Raw genomic sequence first — 18,885 nt, 5'->3', positions numbered from 1 at the left:
CCCCGCGTAGCAGCCGTCATTCACCGCCCGTAGGGCAATCAAGAGAGCCGGTGCCACTTCCCTGAGGGAAGGGCGCCGGCTCTTCGGCTGTTCCCGAGGATGTCCGGAACTCCCTGCCGGCTGTGATGAAGGGCACAATTCGGTGGCGATGGGGGTGATTTTTAGGCCAATAAATACCACAGCGTTTAGACTCTATGAAGGTGCCCTGTGTCAAAGGGTCTAATCCGTCGTGCGTTCCGGTTGGAAATGTCGCGATACAACAGCTGACTTCACCACTGAATCGAGCCATTACGCATGTCTGAAACCACCACCAACACCGCCGCGGCCACTGCATCGCGCAGTGATCTGCGCAACGTCGCGATTGTGGCCCACGTTGACCACGGCAAGACCACCCTGGTCGACGCCATGCTCAAGCAGACCAACTCCTTCGCCGAGCACAACCACCTGGAAGACCGCGTCATGGACTCCGGTGACCTGGAGCGCGAAAAGGGCATCACGATCCTTGCCAAGAACACCACGGTTGCCTACAACGGCCCGTCCTCCCATGGCGAGACCATCACCATCAACGTGATCGACACCCCCGGCCACGCCGACTTCGGTGGCGAGGTGGAGCGCGGCCTGTCCATGGTTGACGGCGTTGTCCTCCTGGTTGACGCTTCCGAGGGTCCGCTGCCGCAGACCCGCTTTGTGCTCCGCAAGGCCCTCGCCGCGCACCTTCCCGTCATCCTGCTGGTCAACAAGACCGACCGCCCTGACGCCCGCATCGAAGAAGTTGTCCACGAATCCATGGACCTGCTCCTGGGCCTGGCCTCGGACCTCGCGGACGAAGTTCCGGACCTCGACCTGGACAAGATCCTGGAAGTTCCCGTGGTTTACGCCGCAGCCAAGGTTGGCCGCGCCTCCCTGGAACAGCCTGCTGACGGATCGGCACCGGAGAACGAAGATCTCGAACCCCTGTTCAAGACGATCATCGAGCACATCCCGGCTCCGACCTACAACCCGAACGGTGTCCTGCAGGCGCACGTCACCAACCTGGACGCCTCCCCGTTCCTTGGCCGCCTCGCACTGCTGCGCATCTACAACGGCACCCTCCGCAAGGGCCAGACCGTGGCCTGGGCCCGTGCCAACGGCGAACTGAAGAACGTCAAGATCACTGAGCTCCTGGCCACCAAGGCCCTGGATCGCGTTCCGGCAGAGTCCGCCGGCCCGGGTGAGATTGTGGCCGTTGCCGGTATCGAGGAGATCACCATCGGTGAGACCCTGACCGACGCCGAGAACCCGCAGCCGCTGCCGCTCATCACGGTGGATGACCCCGCGATCTCCATGACCATCGGTATCAACACCTCTCCGCTGGCCGGCAAGGTCAAGGGTGCCAAGGTCACGGCCCGCCAGGTGAAGGACCGCCTGGACAAGGAACTGATCGGTAACGTCTCCATCAAGGTTCTGCCCACCGAGCGTCCGGACGCTTGGGAAGTCCAGGGCCGTGGCGAACTCGCGCTGGCCATCCTCGTGGAGCAGATGCGACGCGAAGGCTTCGAACTGACGGTCGGCAAGCCGCAGGTTGTCACCCGGACCATCGACGGCAAGATCCACGAGCCGATGGAACACATGACCATCGACGTGCCCGAAGAATACCTCGGTGCAGTCACGCAGCTCATGGCCGCCCGCAAGGGCCGCATGACCAACATGGCCAACCACGGCACGGGCTGGTGCCGCATGGAATTCATCGTTCCGGCACGTGGCCTCATCGGCTTCCGCACCAAGTTCCTCACTGACACCCGTGGTGCCGGCATCGCTTCCTCCATCTCGGAGGGCTACGAGCCGTGGGCCGGCCCCATCGAATACCGCACCAATGGTTCGATGGTTGCTGACCGCGCCGGCGTCGTCACCCCGTTCGCCATGATTAACCTGCAGGAACGTGGATCCTTCTTCGTGAAGCCCACGTCCGAGGTCTACGAAGGCATGATCGTGGGCGAGAACTCCCGCGCCGACGACATGGACGTCAACATCACGAAGGAAAAGAAGCTCACCAACATGCGTGCCGCTTCCTCCGACACCTTCGAGAACCTGACGCCGCCGCGCGACCTGACCCTCGAAGAGTCCCTCGAGTTCGCCCGCGAAGACGAGTGCGTCGAGGTCACCCCGGAATCCATTCGCATCCGCAAGGTGATCCTGGATGCCAACGAGCGCGCCAAGGCCACGCGGGCCCGCGCCAAGGTCTGATCCCAAGTAGTTTGCGGACTGACGCATCGAACGGATTGACGTAGTGAATAAGGGAGCCACCGGAGCAGCACGCGGCATTGCCGTAGCTGTTCCGGTGGCTCTTTTGCTGCCCTGGCGGGCACCGCACTGCACCGGCAGACGCTCCTTGTTGCCGGCGTCGACGTTTACTGGGGTGCTGCCGCGGCACTGCTCCTGCTCGGTTCGTTGCAGCTCTGGCTGGGCGCGTGGTCGCGGTCTTTGCTCCCGACAGCGGTGGCCGGGATTGCCTGTTATGTGGCGGTTGGCCTGTTGTCGGCTGCCGGAACGGGTAAGCAGCTGATCGTCGCAGACGTGCCGGGAAATGTGTGGGTCTATGGCAGTGCGGGCGTGACTTTCGTGATGCTCTTGTGGTGCCGGCGCTATAGGCGTCCGCCGCGCGGCTGACTAGTCCGCGCTTGGATCCCGGTGGTGGGCGATCAAGAGTGAGGTGGCCTCGCCGTCGTCGTCCGCCGGAAGACGCATATACTCCTCGACGACTGCCCTCAGCTTGCCCATCATTTCCTGTTGGCGCGCGGCATTGAACTTCACGCCAAGCCGCCAGACATCGATATCCTCCGGGGCGAGCCCGCGGGTTTCCTGGACGAAAGTTTCGATCAGGACGGGGGAAATATCGTCGACAGGGGTGCTCCACGACGTTCGGGTGGCGATGTACGGCACTTCCTTGGCGCCCCGCTTTCCCCTCCGGCCTTCCAGCGGCACAAGAAACCCGGTGCGGACCAGGGTCCGGACATGGTGGAGGCTCGAAGCCGGATTGATGTCCAGCAGCCCGGCAATCTCTTTGTTGGTGCGCGCATGGTGGAGACAGAGCCGGAGAATCCGCAGGCGAAGCGGCGAACTCAGGGCGCGTCCCTTGGCCACCAGATCGTTGTCGGCCCGCTCTTGTTCCGTCATGGTGGCCAGTGTAGCCATCCTGCAGTGATTGACATATTTCAATCACTGCAGGATGCTGGGCGGGTGAATGCCGGGACCACTGACAACGCTCAGCAAGCTGACACAGCCCAACAAACTGACGCTGCCCAACAAGCGGCCTCGCTCTGGCGGGATCGGAATTTCACCACGTTCTGGTCTGGCCAGGCCGTCAGCCAGCTAGGTGCGCAACTGGGGCAACTCGCTTTCCCGGTCCTCGCTGTGTCTTTGCTGGGGGCCAGCGAGTTCGAAGTCGGCGCGCTCAACGCTGCCAGCCTGGCGGCCTTCCTGCTGATCGGCTTGCCGGCCGGAGCGTGGGTGGACCGTTGGTTGAAGCGCCGCACCATGATTGTGGCGGACCTGGTCCGGACCGCGGCGATGGCAACGGTGCCTCTCCTTTGGTGGGCAGGCATCCTGCATATCTGGCACTTGTACGCCGTAGCGGCCGTCGTCGGGGCTGCAACCGTCTTCTTCGATGTCTCTTATCAGAGCTACGTACCTGTGCTCGTGGATGCCGCGAAAGTGCCGCAGGCCAATTCCAAGTTGGAAGCCACCTCCCAGATTGCGCGCATTGGCGGACCTGCTGCGGGTGGTGCGCTGCTGGCTCTCGTGTCTGCCCCGGTCCTGTTCGTTGGGGAGGCCGCCGGCTATCTGCTGTCCGCCGTTTTCTTGTTCAGGACACGGGATGCCGAACGGCCTGTGCCGGCCAAGGACCGCCAACCGCTGGCAAGGGAGATCAAGGAAGGCCTTGTCTTTATGGTCAAGCATCCATTGATCAGCAGGATCGCGGCCTGCACGGGCGGGGTGAACTTTTTCACCACGATCGCCTTTACGTTGATGCCCGTACTCGTGCTGAGGGAGCTGGGACTGGGTCCGCAAGGCATGGGCCTCATTATGGCGGTGGGAGCCATGGGCGGGCTGATCGGGGCAGTCACCGCGCCGAGGCTCGCGGCGTGGATCGGAGAGGGGACGGTCATTCCGGCGGCGTCGATCATCAGCTCTCTTTTCCTCGTCCTGGTGCCGTTGTCGGTACTGGCTCCCGAACGATGGATCTCCCTGATGATGCTCATCGTCTCCGAGTTCGGCTTCGCCTTCGGAGTCCTGGTGTACAACATCATGCAGCTCAGCATGCGGCAGCGCATCTGCCCGCCTCGCCTCCTGGGGCGCATGAATGCGTCCATCCGGTTCGTCGTGTGGGGCGTCATGCCAATCGCGGCCATTGCTTCAGGCCTGCTTGCTGAAAGGCTTGGACTGGCCCCGACGCTCTGGACCGGCGTGGCCGGGAGCATGCTCTGTGTTGCACCAGTGTTGTTCTCGACACTGCGGGGAATGCGCAGGCTGCCGGTCGAGGTTCAGGGCCCCTGACCCCTCGGGACATGCCCAGCCTTGGCTCCCAGCGATGGACATAGTGGCATCATGCGCATTCCTTGGCACAAGCACGGCGCATGCTCAGCGGAGAAGATGGCACATGTCCAACGTTTGATTCCAAGGTTGGACTGGAAGTTCTCCACATAGCCAATGTTGGCGCTTCCGTGCCTCAGGCTTCCCCGAGACGATTGGGCGCATGGTGAACATCAATGAAGTCATGTCAGCGTACGACGGTGTGGCCCGGGCTAAGCATTTGGCTGCGGCTGGGGTTTCGCATTTCCAGCTGAAATCCGCGTTGGCGAGCGGACGCATTCTCCGCGTGTCACGCGGGGTCTATGCGATGCCGGGCGCCAATCCCACGTTGCTCGGGATCCGGTCCCTTCCGTCCGAACCTGCGTGTGTTTCCGCTGCGGTGGTTCTTGGCAGGCTTCAACTCACGACTCTCAGGATGAGGCTCAATGGGCGGAATGACGCACGGGAGCGAAGACTGGTGTCACGAATAGTTCCGCAGTCACAGTCGATTATCGAATGCGTCGCCAGGTACCTCCTGCGGGAAGCAGGCTTTCACGTTGAATCGCAGGTAAACATTCCCGGTATGGGGCATCTGGACCTGATGGTGGACGGAAGGCTGGGGATTGAAACCGACGGTGCAGGCGGCGTGAGCGGGCGAAGCGCGCTAACCTTCATCCGCGACCGAAGGGACATGCGCCCCGCTAGCGACCAAAGATGGACATGTCCCTCGCTACGGCCCGCGTCGCCAAGGGACATGCTCGTTGCAGAAAGCTAGGAATGGGCATATTGCCATTATGTCCAGTGGTTCGAGCAGGGAGGGGGCATGTCCGGAGGGTGGGGGAGGCGAGGGCATGTCCGGTGGGTGGGGGAGGAGGGGGAGTGCGCCTACCGCGGGGCGGTGCGGGGGTTGCGGCGCGGCGGCGGAGGGGGAACCTCTTTTGCTGCCACCACAAGCGCCAGGGGGATCTCGACGTCGGACTGGCGGGTGCGGATGGTGCACGCAGCATCGGTGACGGAGAGCAAGTAGCCCAGGGCATCAGTGAAGCCGCCATCCACCCTGTATCGGACAACTACCCGTGTTCCGGAGGCGGTGTTGAGCAGGAAGTCCTGGGGCCGGGGCGAATTCACCAGTTCATAGTAAGACGCCCGGCTAGGTTGGTGAGTTCAGGCTGGTGGATAATAGGGTCAGAATTCGATGTACCGGCCACAGGGCCGGTGGTACTACCCGGAGATGTCCGGGACAACTGTGGAGAGGCAAGGGACGTGACCTACGTAATCGCGCAGCCGTGTGTGGACGTCAAGGACAAGGCGTGTATTGAAGAATGCCCTGTTGACTGCATCTACGAAGGCGAACGTTCCTTGTATATCCACCCGGATGAGTGCGTGGACTGTGGCGCTTGCGAACCCGTGTGCCCGGTGGAAGCGATCTACTACGAGGACGACACTCCGGAGGAATGGGCGGACTACTACAAGGCCAACGTCGAGTTCTTCGATGATCTCGGGTCTCCGGGTGGAGCTGCCAAGATTGGCAACACCGGCAAGGACCACCCCTTCATCGCCGCGCTGCCTCCTCAGAACCAAGACCACTAAGAACGGTTGCTTCCTTTGATTTCTGCGGCCCCCGCTTTCGGCCTCAACCTGCCCGACTACCCTTGGGAAGCGATGGCGCCGTACGTGGCCAAGGCTTCAGAACACCCGGGCGGGGCAGTCAATCTCTCCATCGGCACCCCCGTGGATCCCGCGCCGGAGCTCGTTCGCGAGGCTCTCGCCGGGGCCGCGGATGCTCATGGGTACCCGACTGTCCATGGCACGGAAGCTCTTCGCGAGGCTGTGTCCACGTGGTTCGCCACCCGACGTGGAGTCCCTGGGATCGACCCCCGGGATGTTCTGCCCACGGTCGGCTCCAAGGAACTGGTGGCGTGGCTGCCGTTCCTGCTGGGACTCAGCGCAGGGGACGTCGTCGTCCGCCCCACGGTGGCTTACCCGACCTACGACATCGGCGCCATGCTCGCCGGGGCCACTGCTATCGCCGCGGACAGCCTGGACGAATTGGACTCAGCCACCCGCTCCAGGGTCCGGCTCATCTGGATCAATTCCCCAGGCAATCCCACGGGCAGCGTCCGTGACGTCGAGTCCCTCCGGCAGATCGTGGCCCAGGCGCGCGAGATTGGCGCGGTCGTGGCGTCGGATGAATGCTATGCCGAGCTCGGCTGGGGCGAATGGGATGCCCAGCGTGGTGGCGAGGCAGTGCCGAGCATCCTTGACCCGCGTGTCACGGGAGGGTCGACGGACGGCCTGTTGTGCGTCTACTCCCTCAGCAAGCAGTCGAACCTCGCCGGCTACCGCGCGGCATTCGTCGCCGGCGACTCGTCGATCGTGGCCAATCTGGTCAACAGCCGCAAGCACGCAGGCATGATCGTGCCTTTCCCGGTTCAGGAAGCCATGCGCATCGCGCTCGGCGATGCCCGCCACGTGCTGGCCCAAAAAGATCTCTACCGCGGCCGACGCGAGCGCCTCCTGCCAGCACTGCAGAACTTCGGGTTGGAGATCCACGAGTCCAAAGCGGGCCTGTACCTGTGGTCTACCGCAGGGGAGGCGACGTGGGACACCGTGCAGCGTTTCGCGGAGCTGGGCATCGTCGTCGGACCCGGCGTGTTCTATGGTGACGCCGGGAACGGCTTCATCCGGGTGGCGCTCACGGGCACGGACGAACGCATCGACGCGGCCGTGGAACGCTTGAACACCGCACGGTAACAATGATGTGACTTGCCGCACAGGGCGCGTCATTCCGCCAGTAACCGTAGCTTGTGGATTAGTTTGTCCCGCTTACTGGCGGTAGCTTTTAACTGACTATCAATGGTGGCTTTCTCCACGAAGGCAGTTCGGCCGATGGTGTCTGCACCTGCAGACTCCTGGCTGGAGTCACCAGATGTTGGTTGGATCAAGCTTTCGACCGAGGCCAAGAGCCTCATGAAGGGGACTCCATGACTGAGACCACCAGCGCTACCCTGCGCCATGCCGGCGGAGAGCTCGAGCTCCCGCGGATCAAGGTTGTAGAAGGGAACGAAGGATACGACGTTTCCAAGCTGCTGAAGCAGACGGGCGCCGTCGCCTATGACCCCGGCTTCATGAATACCGCCGCTACTACGTCGGCAATCACATACATCGATGGCGACGCCGGTATCCTGCGCTACCGCGGCTACCCGATCGAGCAGCTTGCCCAGCACTCCAGCTTCCTGGAAGTTTCCTACCTGCTGATCTACGGCAACCTGCCCACGCCCACTGAACTGGATGCCTTTGACCAGCGCATCCGCCACCACACGCTGCTCCACGAAGAGCTCAAGGGCTTCTTCGGCGGCTTCCCGCGGGACGCACACCCGATGCCCGTCTTGTCCTCGGCCGTCTCCGCCTTGTCCACGTTCTACCAGGACTCCCTGGACCCGTTCAACCCGGAGCACGTGGAAGTTTCCACCATCCGTCTCATGGCGAAGCTCCCGGTTATCGCGGCCTACGCCCACAAGAAGTCCATCGGCCAGCCCATGCTGTACCCGGACAACTCCATGAACCTCGTGGAGAACTTCCTGCGCTTGAGCTTTGGCCTGCCGGCAGAGCAGTACGAGCTGGATCCCGTCGTCGTCAAGGCGCTGGACCTCCTGCTCATCCTGCACGCAGACCACGAGCAAAACTGCTCGACGTCCACCGTCCGCCTGGTGGGCTCCTCGAACGCGAACCTGTTCGCTTCAGTTTCCGCAGGCATCAACGCCCTCTTCGGTCCCGCCCACGGTGGCGCCAATGAAGCCGTGCTGAAGATGCTGCGCCAGATCCAAGCCGACGGTGTCAAGCCCGAGGACTACATGGAGAAGGTCAAGAACAAGGAAGACGGCGTCCGGCTCATGGGCTTCGGGCACCGGGTCTACAAGAACTACGATCCCCGCGCGAAGATCATCAAGGCGACGGCACACGAGATTCTGGGCAAGCTCGGCGGCAACGACGAACTCCTGGATATCGCCATGCGCCTCGAAGAGAAGGCCCTTGCCGACGATTACTTCATCCAGCGCAAGCTCTACCCGAACGTGGACTTCTACACGGGACTCATCTACAAGGCCATGGGCTTCCCGGAGAAGATGTTCACCGTGCTGTTCGCGATCGGCCGTCTCCCCGGCTGGATCGCCCAGTGGCGCGAAATGATCAACGATCCCCAGACGAAGATCGGCCGTCCGCGGCAGCTCTACACAGGGGAACCGGAACGCGACTACCCGGCGGTCTAGTCCCCACCGGCTCCCAGGCCTCGCAAGCTCGGCCCGGGTCCCTCGCCGGTGTGGGCCCTGCCAACGCGGGGTCACTTACGGCCCGTCCCGAGGGACAACATGGGCCGTAAGTGACCCCGCGTTGCTTTAAGAGCTGTAGCCGAGGGGGTTGTTCTTTTGCCAGCGCCAGTGGTCTTCGCACATTTGGTCCACGGTCTTCGTGGTGGACCAGCCGAGGTCCGCCAAAGCCGAGGAAGCGTCGGCCCAGAACGCAGGCAAGTCTCCAGCGCGGCGTCCCGTGATCTCGTACGGGAGCGTGTGGCCCACGGCCTGTTCGAAGGCGTGGAGCATCTCCAGTACGGAGGTGCCCTTCCCGGAGCCAAGGTTCCAGCGGTGCACGCCCGGACGGGCCGCAACGTAGTCCAGGGCGGCGACGTGGCCATCGGCAAGGTCGACGACGTGGATGTAGTCCCGCAGGCAAGTGCCGTCCGGGGTGTCGTAGTCTCCGCCGAAGACCATGAGCTTTTCGCGGCGGCCGACGGCAACCTGGGCGATGTAGGGGACCAGGTTGTTCGGGATGCCCTGTGGGTCCTCGCCGATCCTGCCTGAAGGGTGTGCGCCCACCGGGTTGAAGTAGCGCAGCAAGGCGATGTGCCAGCGCTCGTCCGCGGCGCCGAGGTCCGTGAGGACGTCCTCGATCTGTTCCTTGGTGCGGCCGTAGGGGTTGTTGGCCCCGATCTCCATCTTTTCAACGTAGGGGATGGGGTTGTGCTCGCCGTACACGGTTGCCGAGGAGCTGAAGACGATGGAACGGACTCCGTGCTTGTCCATGGCGCGGAGCAGGTTCAGCGTGCCAACGATGTTGTTGTAGTAGTAGTTCAGGGGCTCCTGGACGGATTCGCCAACAGCTTTGAGGCCGGCGAAATGGATCACCGCGTCGATGCTGTGTTGATCGAACACCGACTCAAGCGCGGCCTCGTCAACGAGGTCCACTTGATGGAACGCTGCCGTCTTGCCTGCAAGTTCACCAACGCGGCGCAGGGATTCTTCGCTTGAGTTCACAAGGTTGTCCACCACGACCACTTCGTGTCCGGTTTCCAACAGGGAAAGGACGGTGTGTGATCCGATGTAGCCGGTGCCACCCGTGACAAGAATTCTCATGCAAGCAACGCTAGCCGAAATTGGTCGGTGCCCGCTGAGTGTTGCGTAGGCCACAGTCCTGCATTCCCGTGCGCCGGACGGCAAGGTTCAAGCACATTTGTGCTAAAAAGATCTGTGCCCAAGATTGTTGATGCCGAAGCCCGGCGCCAGGAAGTAGTCGAAGCTGTCTTCCGGATCATCGCCTCTGATGGCCTGGAGCGTGCCTCCTTGCGGGAGGTCGCTGATGAGGCCGGACTTGCCGTCGGTTCAGTCCGTCACTACTTCGCCAGCAGCGACGAACTGCTGGTCCATTCCTTCGCCGTAGTCATCGACCGGATCGCCACACGGCTCGAGGAAGCGTTCGCGGTGGTCGAATCCTTGGACCAAGCCTCAGCGGAACACGACGATGCCGTGTTAACCCTGCTGGGTCAATTCCTGCCCCTTGACGAGGAACTCGCCGTGGATGCTTGCGTGTGGATGGCGTTCCGCCACGCGGCCCGGATCAGGCCCGTGCTCGAGGAAGAGGCCGCACGCAGCCACCGTGCTGTGGCCGCCGTCGTCGGGCGTTTGGTGATGCGCTTGATGCCCGACGGCGGGACCGGCCAGGAACGTCTCGTGACGGAGGCCGAGCGGCTCTTGGCCACTCTCAACGGACTGTGCATGCACGCCCTGTTGCAGCCTGAGTGGATGACTTTCGAGGTCTGCCGAGACGTCCTGACCGCGCATCTGGACACCTTGGTTGCCTCCCGTCCAACCGTTAACGTCGCGGCTCAACGGGAATAGACTGGAACCCTGAGTGGGCACCTGCCAAGGGAGGCAATCGGATGCATGACACAGGCGGTCAGGGGTGGCGGATCACAATGGACACCTCCGGACCGATGCTCATTGCCTTGTATCTGAGAGACGTTGCTGGATTGGACGGAGCCGGTACGCCGACGCTGTCCCACGCCACACCCAAAGTCAGACACGCGGATCACACGCACCTCACGGCCGAAGTAGGAGGTGTGCAGGCCCTCAAGACTGAGTGGGAAGCCTGGTGGGAGCAGTTGCTGAGGGAGTATCCGGACGCAGCCCCGGAGCTCTCACCACCTGGCTTCAATGCATTCGGCAACTCGCCGGCACTTCGCCGGGTGCTGCAGGCCCACTTCGGCGCGGCCCTGAGCTGGGCGCGTGAACGCGTCGAAGAGTACGAAAAGCTCGAAGCGGAACGCATAGCCAGCGGTGCCATGCTGCTCCTGGGGGACATGGTGGAGGACCGCCTGTTGGAAGTAGGCCGGAGCTCCAGGGACTTCGAGCTGACGATTATCGAGCTACCTCTCAGCGAGCCAAGGGCCTGGTACTTGGAACCGGACAAGATGATCATGAGCCACCAGCTGTTGTCCCAGCCGGACGTCTTCCGAAGCTACGTCCAGCCTGTGGTGGAACTCCTGGTCTGACGCGGGGCGACGACGCCAGGCACCACCCAAGACTACGTTTTCGGAGCAGAAACCGTGATGGTCACAGGTCCCGACCTGGCAGAATCCTGCCAGCCCTTGCGGTCCTGCCTGTTCCAGGTGGCTCCCGCCACATCCACCTGCGTCACAGAGAGTGCTTTGGCATTGGCCACTGCCCACTGAGCCACGGCCCACGCCTGCGGACCGGTGACGTTCAGCTGGACCGTGCGGCCCTGGGCCACGGCCGGTAGGGGGCCGAACGCCGTCGTCATGGCATCCACAACAGAGTTGGGATCACCGGCGGAGTCCGCGGGACGGAGCGTGCAGTCCAGCGCCCGTTCGGAATGTCCGGTGAGCGCAGAAGCGTAGGCTCGTCCCATTGCTTCGTGCTGCGCATAGGCCTGGGGGAATGCGGAATGCTGGACCGCCTGAGCTGCCTCGGTGATCGCCATGGTCTCGTAGCCGGAGATCTTCACCAAGTGGTCATAGAAAGCGTTTGTCGCATACACAGGGTCCATGACCTGGGCCTCGGTTCCCCAGCCCTGGGACGGACGTTGCTGGAAGAGGCCCCTCGAGTCAGGGCCGACCTCGTCGCCATGGCCGATGTTCCGCAGCTTGGACTCCTGCATGGCCGTGGCCAGTGCGATCGTGGCCGCGCGCGGGGGCAGCCCTCGCTGCACGGAAATGGCGGCGATGAGGGCGGCATTCGCCGCCTGGTCGGTCGCCAACTCGTATGAATCTGAGCCGACGACGGCGATGCAGCGCTCCGTAACCAAGGTTTCGGAGCGCTGCAGTACAGTCACCACGGCGTAGAAGGCGCCAGCCACCAGGGCGAGGGCCAACAACAAGATGATGGTGCGTCGGACACGGCGCATCCAGGTATCAGCTAGTTTGCGTGGAGGGCTTCGTTGAGTTCCACCGTCTGGCCCTTGCGGGGGAGCACCTCGACCTCACCGGTGGTGGAGTTGCGGCGGAACAACAGGTTCGGCACACCGGAGAGTTCCACAGCCTTGATAATGCTGCTGGTGTCCTCGCCGTTGGCGTCCTTCGGGCCCGGGATGCGCACGCGGGTTCCGGCCGTGACATAGAGGCCGGCTTCAACCACGGAGTCATCGCCGATGCTGATGCCCACACCGGAGTTGGCGCCCAGGAGAACGCGCTCACCCAGGGCAATCTTTTCCTTGCCGCCACCGGAGAGGGTGCCCATGATGGATGCGCCGCCGCCGACATCGGTGCCGTCGCCGGCAACAACGCCTGCAGAGATGCGTCCTTCCACCATGGAGGTGCCGAGCGTGCCGGCGTTGAAGTTCACGAAGCCTTCGTGCATGACCGTGGTACCTTCGGAGAGGTAGGCACCCAAGCGGACGCGGTCGGCGTCGGCGATCCTGACACCGGTGGGAATGACGTAGTCCACCATGCGGGGGAACTTGTCCACTCCGTAGACCGTGACTGCGCCGCGCTTGCGCAGGCGGGCGCGGGTCAGTTCAAAGCCGTTCACGGCGGCGGGGCCGAAGTTTGTCCATACAACGTTGGGGAGCTTGCCGAAGATGCCATCCAAATTGATGCTGTTGGGCTTGACCAAACGGTGCGAAAGCAAGTGCAGGCGCAGGTAGGCGTCAACGGTGTCCGCGGGGGCCTCGTCGAGGTTGATCTGGGCGAAGACTACCTTCTGTTCGGTCCCGCGGTCGGCGTCGTGGCTGTCGGCTGCAAGCGCGGTCAGCGATTCGTCTGCGTGCTCCACGGAACGCAGGGATTCAGCCGCTACGCCCAGGGCCGGTGCCGGAAACCACACGTCCAGCACTGTCGCTTCTCCGGCGTCGGAGCTGGCGATGGTGGCCAGGCCAAAGCCGTAGGCGGAACGATGGTTTGCGGAAGCGCTATCGAGCGCGGCAGAGGCAGCGGTTTCAGTCATGGCGCAAGTCTATCGAGAGCCGCTGGTTCCCTTGAAACCGTGTGTGGACCGAGGGGGTCGCAATTCGCTCGGGATACAGTGGACAGGTGACCGTTGAAACCACTCCAATTCTTCTTGACATCCGGCAGGACGTGGCATTGCTGACCGCCGCGCTCATGGACATCAACAGCGTGTCCGGCAACGAAGCCCCGCTGGCAGACGCCGTCGAGTCCGCGCTTCGTACGATCCCCGGCCTGCAGCTCGTGCGCGACGGCGACGCCATCATTGCCCGGACTGAACTGGGACGCCCGGAGCGGGTGATCTTGGCCGGCCACCTCGATACCGTGCCGTTGCCCACCGTGGAAGGCTCACTTGGCACTGTGCCCTCCACATGGGAGTCCGGGGTCCCGGGTACCGGAATCCTGTATGGACGTGGAGCCACGGACATGAAGGGCGGAGTCGCAGTGCAGCTTGCGCTCGCCGCAACCATGTTTGACGGCGGTGCCGAGCCGGGCAAGGACGTCACCTTCGTCTTCTATGACCATGAGGAAGTGGAAGCGGCCAAGAGCGGCCTGGGCCGATTGGTCCGGAACCACGGCCATCTTCTGGAGGGTGACTTCGCGATCCTGCTCGAACCCACCGACGGCACGGTGGAAGGTGGCTGCAACGGCACCAGCCGCTTCGAAGCCACCACCGTGGGGGAGGCGGCCCACTCGGCCCGGGCGTGGATGGGCAGCAATGCCATCCACGCTGCCGCACCCATCCTGAGCCGCTTGGCAGCGTATGAACCACGCACCGTCAACGTGGACGGTCTGGACTACCGGGAAAGCCTCAACGCCGTGAAGATCAAGGGCGGTACCGCGGGCAATGTCATCCCGGACCGCTGCGTGGTGGAGATCAACTACCGCTTCGCGCCGGACAAGACCCCGGACCAGGCAGAAGCCCATGTCCGCGAACTGTTGGAGGGCTTCGACGTCGTCCGCACCGATGCAGCCGCCGGGGCGCGGCCTGGCCTCAACCACCCGGCCGCCGCGTCCTTCGTTGCCGCCGTGGGCGCGGAACCCAAGCCCAAATACGGTTGGACCGACGTCGCGCGCTTCAGTGAACTCGGCGTCCCCGCCGTCAACTTCGGCCCGGGCGATCCTTTGCTGGCCCATAAGGACAATGAACACGTCGACGCCGATGCGATCCGTGAGTGCCTCCGCGCACTGCGGTCGTGGCTGGCCGACTGACTCCCACAAGAAACGTGGAGGGTCCGCAAGCCGATGCTTGCGGACCCTCCACGTTGTGGCTACCGATTATTGCGGCATGGCTCTGCTGTCAGCCCTCGACTGCCACAATTTCCGACTTTGCGACCTTCACCACTTTGAGGTTGCGGCGCATCCGGCCTTCAAGCCATTTGGCGATTCCCGCCAGGATCAGGCACATGCCGACGTACAGCACGCCAGCGATGATCGCGGACGGAATGATGGGCGAACCGTATTGGGCCTGGCTTCCGAAGTACTTGGCTTGGAAGAGGATCTCGTTGTAGGTCACGATGAAGCCCAACGCGGTGTCCTTGAGAATGACCACGAGCTGGGAAATGATCACCGGGAGCATCGAGCGAACCGCCTGGGGCAGCAGGATGTTCGTCATGACCGCGCTCTTGGGCAAGCCGATTGCGTAGCCGGCCTCGCTCTGTCCACGGGGGAGCGATTCGATACCGGCGCGGAATACTTCTGCCAGTACTGATCCGTTGTAGAGCACCAGGCCGGCAACAACCGCCGTGAAGGGCGTGATCCCCTGGACGCCTAGTGGAGGCAATCCGTAGTAGAAGATCATCATGAGGATCAGCAGCGGAATGGCACGGAAGAGTTCCGTGAACCCGTAGCAGGGCAAACTGATCCACTTGCGATCGGAGAGCCTGCCGAAGGCCAGGAAAACACCCAGTACAAGGCTGAGGACGGCAGCTGTGGCAAAAGCCGAGAGCGTGGCGCCTACCGACTGGATGATGGTCTGCTGCACCAGCGGGAAGGTGAACAATTGCCACTTCTTCGCGTCGAACTGCCCGCTTTGCGCGAAGCGGAGAACAACGAATCCGACGATCGCGATGATGACCAAAGCAGTCACGACACCGAGAATCCGGTAGCGTGCGCGGGCCTTTGGCCCCGGGGCGTCAAAGAGGACTGAGCTCATCGGGCCACCTTCCATTTCTTTTCAAGCTTTCGCTGCACAAAGGAAAGGATGAAAACGAGTAGAACAAAGACCAGTGCGACCCAGAGGAGCCCGGCCATGGCAGGTTCGCCGCGCTCGGACAGGTTTGACCGAATGGCTCCTGCCTCGAAGACCGAGAAACCTGCCGCGACGGTGGTGTTCTTGAGCAATGCGATGAACACGCTGAACATGGGCGGGATCACGGCGCGGAAAGCCTGGGGGAGGATCACCAGCGTCAGGGTTTGCGTGAACGGTAGCCCAATGGCGCGGGCGGCTTCGGCCTGGCCCACGGGCACGGTGTTGATGCCGGAGCGTACGGCTTCCGCTACGTAGGTAGCGGTGTACAGGCTCAGGCCGATGGTGGCCGCGGTCATGAAATCAATTTCCACGAGGCCGAGCTTCGGGTAGCCAAGGGCGAAGAAAAACAAGACCAGCGTCAACGGGGTGTTGCGCACTACGTTGATATACAAGGTGGCGGCAGCCCGCATGGCCGGGATGGGGGAAACACGCAGTGTTGCCACCACGGTGCCCAGAAGCAGGGCAAAGAACCCGGAGATGAAGAAAAGTATGAGGGTGTTCCGGAACCCTGTAATGAACAGGTCCGAGTTATTCAGCAGCGTATTCACAGAATGGTCGCTTTCAGCCGATATTTGAGGGGGCGGCCGATCGCCGCCCCCTCAACATGGGTTTAGTAGTTGTCCACTGCGGGCTGGGTGACCTTGGTGCCGGACTGTCCCAGGGTGGAGTCGTAGATCTTCTGCCACACGGAGCCGCCATCGGTGAACATCTTGTTCACGAACGTGCGGAGAGCTTTGTCGCCCTTCTTCAGGCCCACGCCGTACTTCTCAACGGTGAAGGGCTGGCCGACCACCTTGAGGTTGTCGGTGTCCTGGGAGGCGTAGCCGATCAGGATTGCCTGGTCGGTAGTGACGGCGTCAACCTGGCCACTCTTGAGGGCCTCGACACACTGTGAGTAGGTGTCGAACTCGGTGGTCTTGGTCCCCGGGAAGTTTGCCTTGATGTTCTGGATCGGGGTTGAGCCCGTCGCCGAACAGACGTTCTTTCCGGACAAGTCCTTCTCGCTGTTGATTGAGGTGTTGCTCTTCTTGACGAGCAGGCCCTGGCCGGTCACGAAGTAGGGTCCTGCGAAGTCGATCAGCTGCTTGCGCTTGTCGGTGATGGAGTATGTCCCGACGTAGTAGTCGATGTCGCCGTTGGTAATCGCGGACTCGCGGTTGGCCGAAGGGATTGGCTTGTATTCGATCTTGTCCTTGGAGAAACCAAGGGACGCCGCAATCCATTGGGCAATCTGAATGTCAAAACCGCTGTACTCGCCGGTTGCGGCATCCTTGAATCCCAGGCCGGGCTGGTCCTGCTTGACGCCGATCCTGACCTTTCCGTTCGCCTTGATCGTGTCGAAGGTGGGGCTGCCCGAAATGGACACATTCTGAGCCACGGTGAAAGGCGCGGACTCGCTGCTCGGTGCCGTGGTGCCGCCTCCGCCACCTCCGCCACATGCGCTGAGCGACAGAGCGAGCGCCGCGCTTGCAGCGACCAGGAGAGATTTCCTCCGGGTGATAAATGCCTTCATGAGATTCCTTTCATTGGGCGGCCGCCCCTGCGGCCCGGGTGCGGTGCGTGCTAGTGGGTCAGGAGTTTGGAGAGGAAATCCTTGGCACGGTTGCTTTGGGGATTGGTGAAGAACTCCTCGGGTTTGGCATCCTCCACGATCTGGCCGTCTGCCATGAAGACCACGCGGTCCGCGGCCTTGCGGGCAAAGCCCATCTCGTGGGTGACCACGATCATGGTCATGCCTTCTTTCGCGAGCTGGACCATGACGTCAAGGACCTCGTTGATCATTTCGGGGTCCAATGCTGATGTTGGCTCGTCGAACAGCATGACCTTCGGCTTCATGGCCAGCGCCCGGGCAATTGCCACGCGCTGCTGTTGGCCTCCGGAGAGCTGTGCGGGCATCTTGGGTGCTTGTTGCCCGACGCCAACCCGCTCCAACAACGCCATGGCGTCCTTGTCTGCGGTTGCCTTGTCCAGTTTCTTGACCTTGATCGGCCCCAGCGTGACGTTTTCGAGAATTGTCTTGTGGGCGAACAGGTTGAAGGACTGGAAGACCATCCCGACGTCGGCACGAAGGACCGCGAGTTCCTTGCCTTCCTCCGGAAGCTTCTTGCCGTCGATCGAGATCTCGCCGGTGTCGATGGTCTCCAGCCGGTTGATGGCTCGGCACAGCGTCGACTTGCCTGAGCCCGATGGCCCGATCACAACGACAACCTCACCTTTTTTGACCTGAAGGTTGATGTCCTTCAGGACGTGCAGTTGACCATAGTGCTTGTTGACGCCATTCAGAGAGACGAGGGCATCGCTGGAGGCTTGAATAGTCATAGGACGAATCTAGCGAAGAAATGCCGCGAGATGAGCCAGCTCACATTAACTTCCGCAGATCGTGATTCAACAGATACCTGACTCGCAGGTGGCGGCCAGCAAATGGTGCAAGCCCTTGAGCAACACCTAAACAACTGGGCCACACCGGGACAGCAGCGGCCCGCATCCGCGCTAGCCTATGTCAATGAGTACCAGCCAGCCCCAGGTTCCGAGTCCAGACGCCAATGGCAAAGCGACGAGCAACGGATCGGCAGTGTCAGCCGCCGCCGTTGCCGCAGAAGCGCCAGCCAAGCACAAAGGCCCTTTGGAGCTTCGGCGCAAACAGGCCTCTATGCCGATGTCGGACCAACGGCTCCTGGACACGCGGGGAGCCGACCACTTCATCCATACGGACCCGTGGCGGGTACTGCGCATCCAGAGCGAATTCGTTGAAGGCTTCGGTGCACTCGCGGAGCTTGGCCCGGCCGTCAGCGTCTTCGGCTCCGCCCGCACCAAGCCGGGCAGCGGCTATTACGACATGGGCGTGCAGGTTGGCCGCCACCTCGCCGAAGCCGGCGTCGCCGTCATCACCGGCGGAGGCCCGGGATCCATGGAAGCCGCCAACAGGGGCGCTGTGGAAGGCAACGGGGTTTCCGTTGGACTGGGCATCGAACTGCCCTTTGAGCAAGGCCTGAACCGTTGGGTGGACCTTGGTATCAACTTCAGGTACTTCTTCGCCCGCAAGACCATGTTCGTCAAGTACGCACAAGGGTTCATCGTCTTGCCAGGCGGCCTGGGAACCCTGGACGAGCTGTTTGAAGCCATGGTCTTGGTGCAGACCCGCAAAGTGACATCGTTCCCCATCGTCCTGCTGGGAGTCGATTTCTGGAGCCCCATGATCGAATGGATCAAGGGGACTCTGGTGGCCGAAGGCATGGTGTCCGCAAAGGACCTCGACCTCATCCAACTCGTGGACGATCCCGCGGACGCCGTCCACCGTGTCCTGCACGGTGTCCCGCGGCCACCCTCGACCAACGGCGATCAGCGCCCGGAGTAA

General features: G+C 62.5%; 19 protein-coding genes. 10 read left to right on the top strand and 9 right to left on the bottom strand.

The window, feature by feature from the left end; genetic code table 11:
- The first annotated feature begins 294 nt into the window (after positions 1-294).
- Positions 295-2,223, top strand: coding sequence for a translational GTPase TypA (typA, locus tag ACX5I4_RS15095; RefSeq protein WP_461837362.1), 1,929 nt, complete (start codon positions 295-297; stop codon positions 2,221-2,223).
- Positions 2,224-2,646: 423 nt separating this feature from the next.
- On the opposite strand, the gene ACX5I4_RS15090 is transcribed toward typA, so the two are convergent.
- Positions 2,647-3,153 (bottom strand): ArsR family transcriptional regulator, encoded by a 507-nt coding sequence (locus tag ACX5I4_RS15090; RefSeq protein ID WP_461837361.1) that lies wholly within the window; start codon positions 3,151-3,153, stop codon positions 2,647-2,649.
- Positions 3,154-3,177: 24 nt separating this feature from the next.
- Here ACX5I4_RS15090 and ACX5I4_RS15085 point away from each other — a divergent pair, with 24 nt between their 5' ends.
- Together ACX5I4_RS15085 and ACX5I4_RS15080 are read left to right on the top strand one after the other, a co-directional pair.
- Positions 3,178-4,533: an MFS transporter gene (locus tag ACX5I4_RS15085; protein WP_461837360.1), complete on the top strand. Its 1,356-nt coding sequence runs from the start codon at positions 3,178-3,180 to the stop codon at positions 4,531-4,533.
- 199 nt (positions 4,534-4,732) lie between these two features.
- Positions 4,733-5,323, top strand: coding sequence for a type IV toxin-antitoxin system AbiEi family antitoxin domain-containing protein (locus ACX5I4_RS15080; RefSeq protein WP_461837359.1), 591 nt, complete (start codon positions 4,733-4,735; stop codon positions 5,321-5,323).
- Between the two features lie 110 nt (positions 5,324-5,433).
- Here the strand turns inward: ACX5I4_RS15080 and ACX5I4_RS15075 are convergent, their stop codons facing one another.
- Positions 5,434-5,676: a putative acetyltransferase gene (locus ACX5I4_RS15075; protein ID WP_461837358.1), complete on the bottom strand. Its 243-nt coding sequence runs from the start codon at positions 5,674-5,676 to the stop codon at positions 5,434-5,436.
- 135 nt (positions 5,677-5,811) lie between these two features.
- Here ACX5I4_RS15075 and fdxA point away from each other — a divergent pair, with 135 nt between their 5' ends.
- The 3 genes from fdxA (at position 5,812) to ACX5I4_RS15060 (ending at position 8,816) form a co-directional block, all read left to right on the top strand.
- The gene (fdxA, locus tag ACX5I4_RS15070) at positions 5,812-6,138 is read left to right on the top strand and encodes a ferredoxin (protein WP_018776555.1); all 327 of its coding nucleotides are present in this window, start codon (positions 5,812-5,814) and stop codon (positions 6,136-6,138) included.
- Positions 6,139-6,153: 15 nt separating this feature from the next.
- A complete protein-coding gene (gene dapC / locus ACX5I4_RS15065) occupies positions 6,154-7,302 on the top strand; it encodes a succinyldiaminopimelate transaminase (protein ID WP_461838748.1) in 1,149 nt (382 codons plus the stop codon).
- A 230-nt stretch (positions 7,303-7,532) separates the two neighbouring features.
- Positions 7,533-8,816 (top strand): citrate synthase, encoded by a 1,284-nt coding sequence (locus ACX5I4_RS15060; RefSeq protein ID WP_461837357.1) that lies wholly within the window; start codon positions 7,533-7,535, stop codon positions 8,814-8,816.
- 126 nt (positions 8,817-8,942) lie between these two features.
- On the opposite strand, the gene galE is transcribed toward ACX5I4_RS15060, so the two are convergent.
- Positions 8,943-9,956, bottom strand: coding sequence for a UDP-glucose 4-epimerase GalE (gene galE, locus ACX5I4_RS15055; RefSeq protein ID WP_461837356.1), 1,014 nt, complete (start codon positions 9,954-9,956; stop codon positions 8,943-8,945).
- Between the two features lie 114 nt (positions 9,957-10,070).
- On the opposite strand from galE, the gene ACX5I4_RS15050 reads away from it, so the two are divergent.
- Complete coding sequence (locus ACX5I4_RS15050; RefSeq protein ID WP_461837355.1) at positions 10,071-10,718, top strand: TetR/AcrR family transcriptional regulator; 648 nt, start codon at positions 10,071-10,073, stop codon at positions 10,716-10,718.
- Positions 10,719-10,759: 41 nt separating this feature from the next.
- Entirely contained in the window at positions 10,760-11,371 is a 612-nt protein-coding gene (locus ACX5I4_RS15045) for a hypothetical protein (RefSeq protein ID WP_461837354.1), read from the top strand.
- Between the two features lie 32 nt (positions 11,372-11,403).
- Here ACX5I4_RS15045 and ACX5I4_RS15040 read toward each other — a convergent pair whose 3' ends face one another.
- Both ACX5I4_RS15040 and dapD read right to left on the bottom strand, forming a co-directional pair.
- A complete protein-coding gene (locus ACX5I4_RS15040; protein ID WP_461837353.1) occupies positions 11,404-12,243 on the bottom strand; it encodes a hypothetical protein in 840 nt (279 codons plus the stop codon).
- A gap of 11 nt (positions 12,244-12,254) precedes the next feature.
- Positions 12,255-13,280, bottom strand: a complete 1,026-nt coding sequence (gene dapD, locus ACX5I4_RS15035; RefSeq protein ID WP_461837352.1) for a 2,3,4,5-tetrahydropyridine-2,6-dicarboxylate N-succinyltransferase — start codon at positions 13,278-13,280, stop codon at positions 12,255-12,257.
- Positions 13,281-13,366: 86 nt separating this feature from the next.
- Between dapD and dapE the strand changes: the two genes are divergently transcribed.
- Entirely contained in the window at positions 13,367-14,491 is a 1,125-nt protein-coding gene (dapE, locus tag ACX5I4_RS15030; RefSeq protein ID WP_461837351.1) for a succinyl-diaminopimelate desuccinylase, read from the top strand.
- 88 nt (positions 14,492-14,579) lie between these two features.
- Here dapE and ACX5I4_RS15025 read toward each other — a convergent pair whose 3' ends face one another.
- The 4 genes from ACX5I4_RS15025 to ACX5I4_RS15010 form a co-directional block, all read right to left on the bottom strand.
- On the bottom strand, positions 14,580-15,434 hold the full coding sequence (locus ACX5I4_RS15025) for an amino acid ABC transporter permease (RefSeq protein WP_461837350.1): 855 nt from the start codon (positions 15,432-15,434) through the stop codon (positions 14,580-14,582).
- A complete protein-coding gene (locus ACX5I4_RS15020) occupies positions 15,431-16,078 on the bottom strand; it encodes an amino acid ABC transporter permease (protein WP_461837349.1) in 648 nt (215 codons plus the stop codon). The genes ACX5I4_RS15025 and ACX5I4_RS15020 overlap by 4 nt, the downstream gene beginning before the upstream one ends.
- Before the next feature lie 62 nt (positions 16,079-16,140).
- Positions 16,141-17,043: a glutamate ABC transporter substrate-binding protein gene (locus ACX5I4_RS15015; protein WP_461837348.1), complete on the bottom strand. Its 903-nt coding sequence runs from the start codon at positions 17,041-17,043 to the stop codon at positions 16,141-16,143.
- 50 nt (positions 17,044-17,093) lie between these two features.
- Positions 17,094-17,849, bottom strand: coding sequence for an amino acid ABC transporter ATP-binding protein (locus ACX5I4_RS15010; RefSeq protein ID WP_265977029.1), 756 nt, complete (start codon positions 17,847-17,849; stop codon positions 17,094-17,096).
- A 184-nt stretch (positions 17,850-18,033) separates the two neighbouring features.
- Between ACX5I4_RS15010 and ACX5I4_RS15005 the strand changes: the two genes are divergently transcribed.
- Positions 18,034-18,885, top strand: coding sequence for an LOG family protein (locus tag ACX5I4_RS15005; RefSeq protein ID WP_461837347.1), 852 nt, complete (start codon positions 18,034-18,036; stop codon positions 18,883-18,885).

This window comes from Arthrobacter sp. MMS24-S77, from assembly GCF_054888235.1.
The sequence above is the reverse complement of the archived record's forward strand: the minus strand, read 5'-3'. Positions and strand labels throughout refer to the sequence as shown.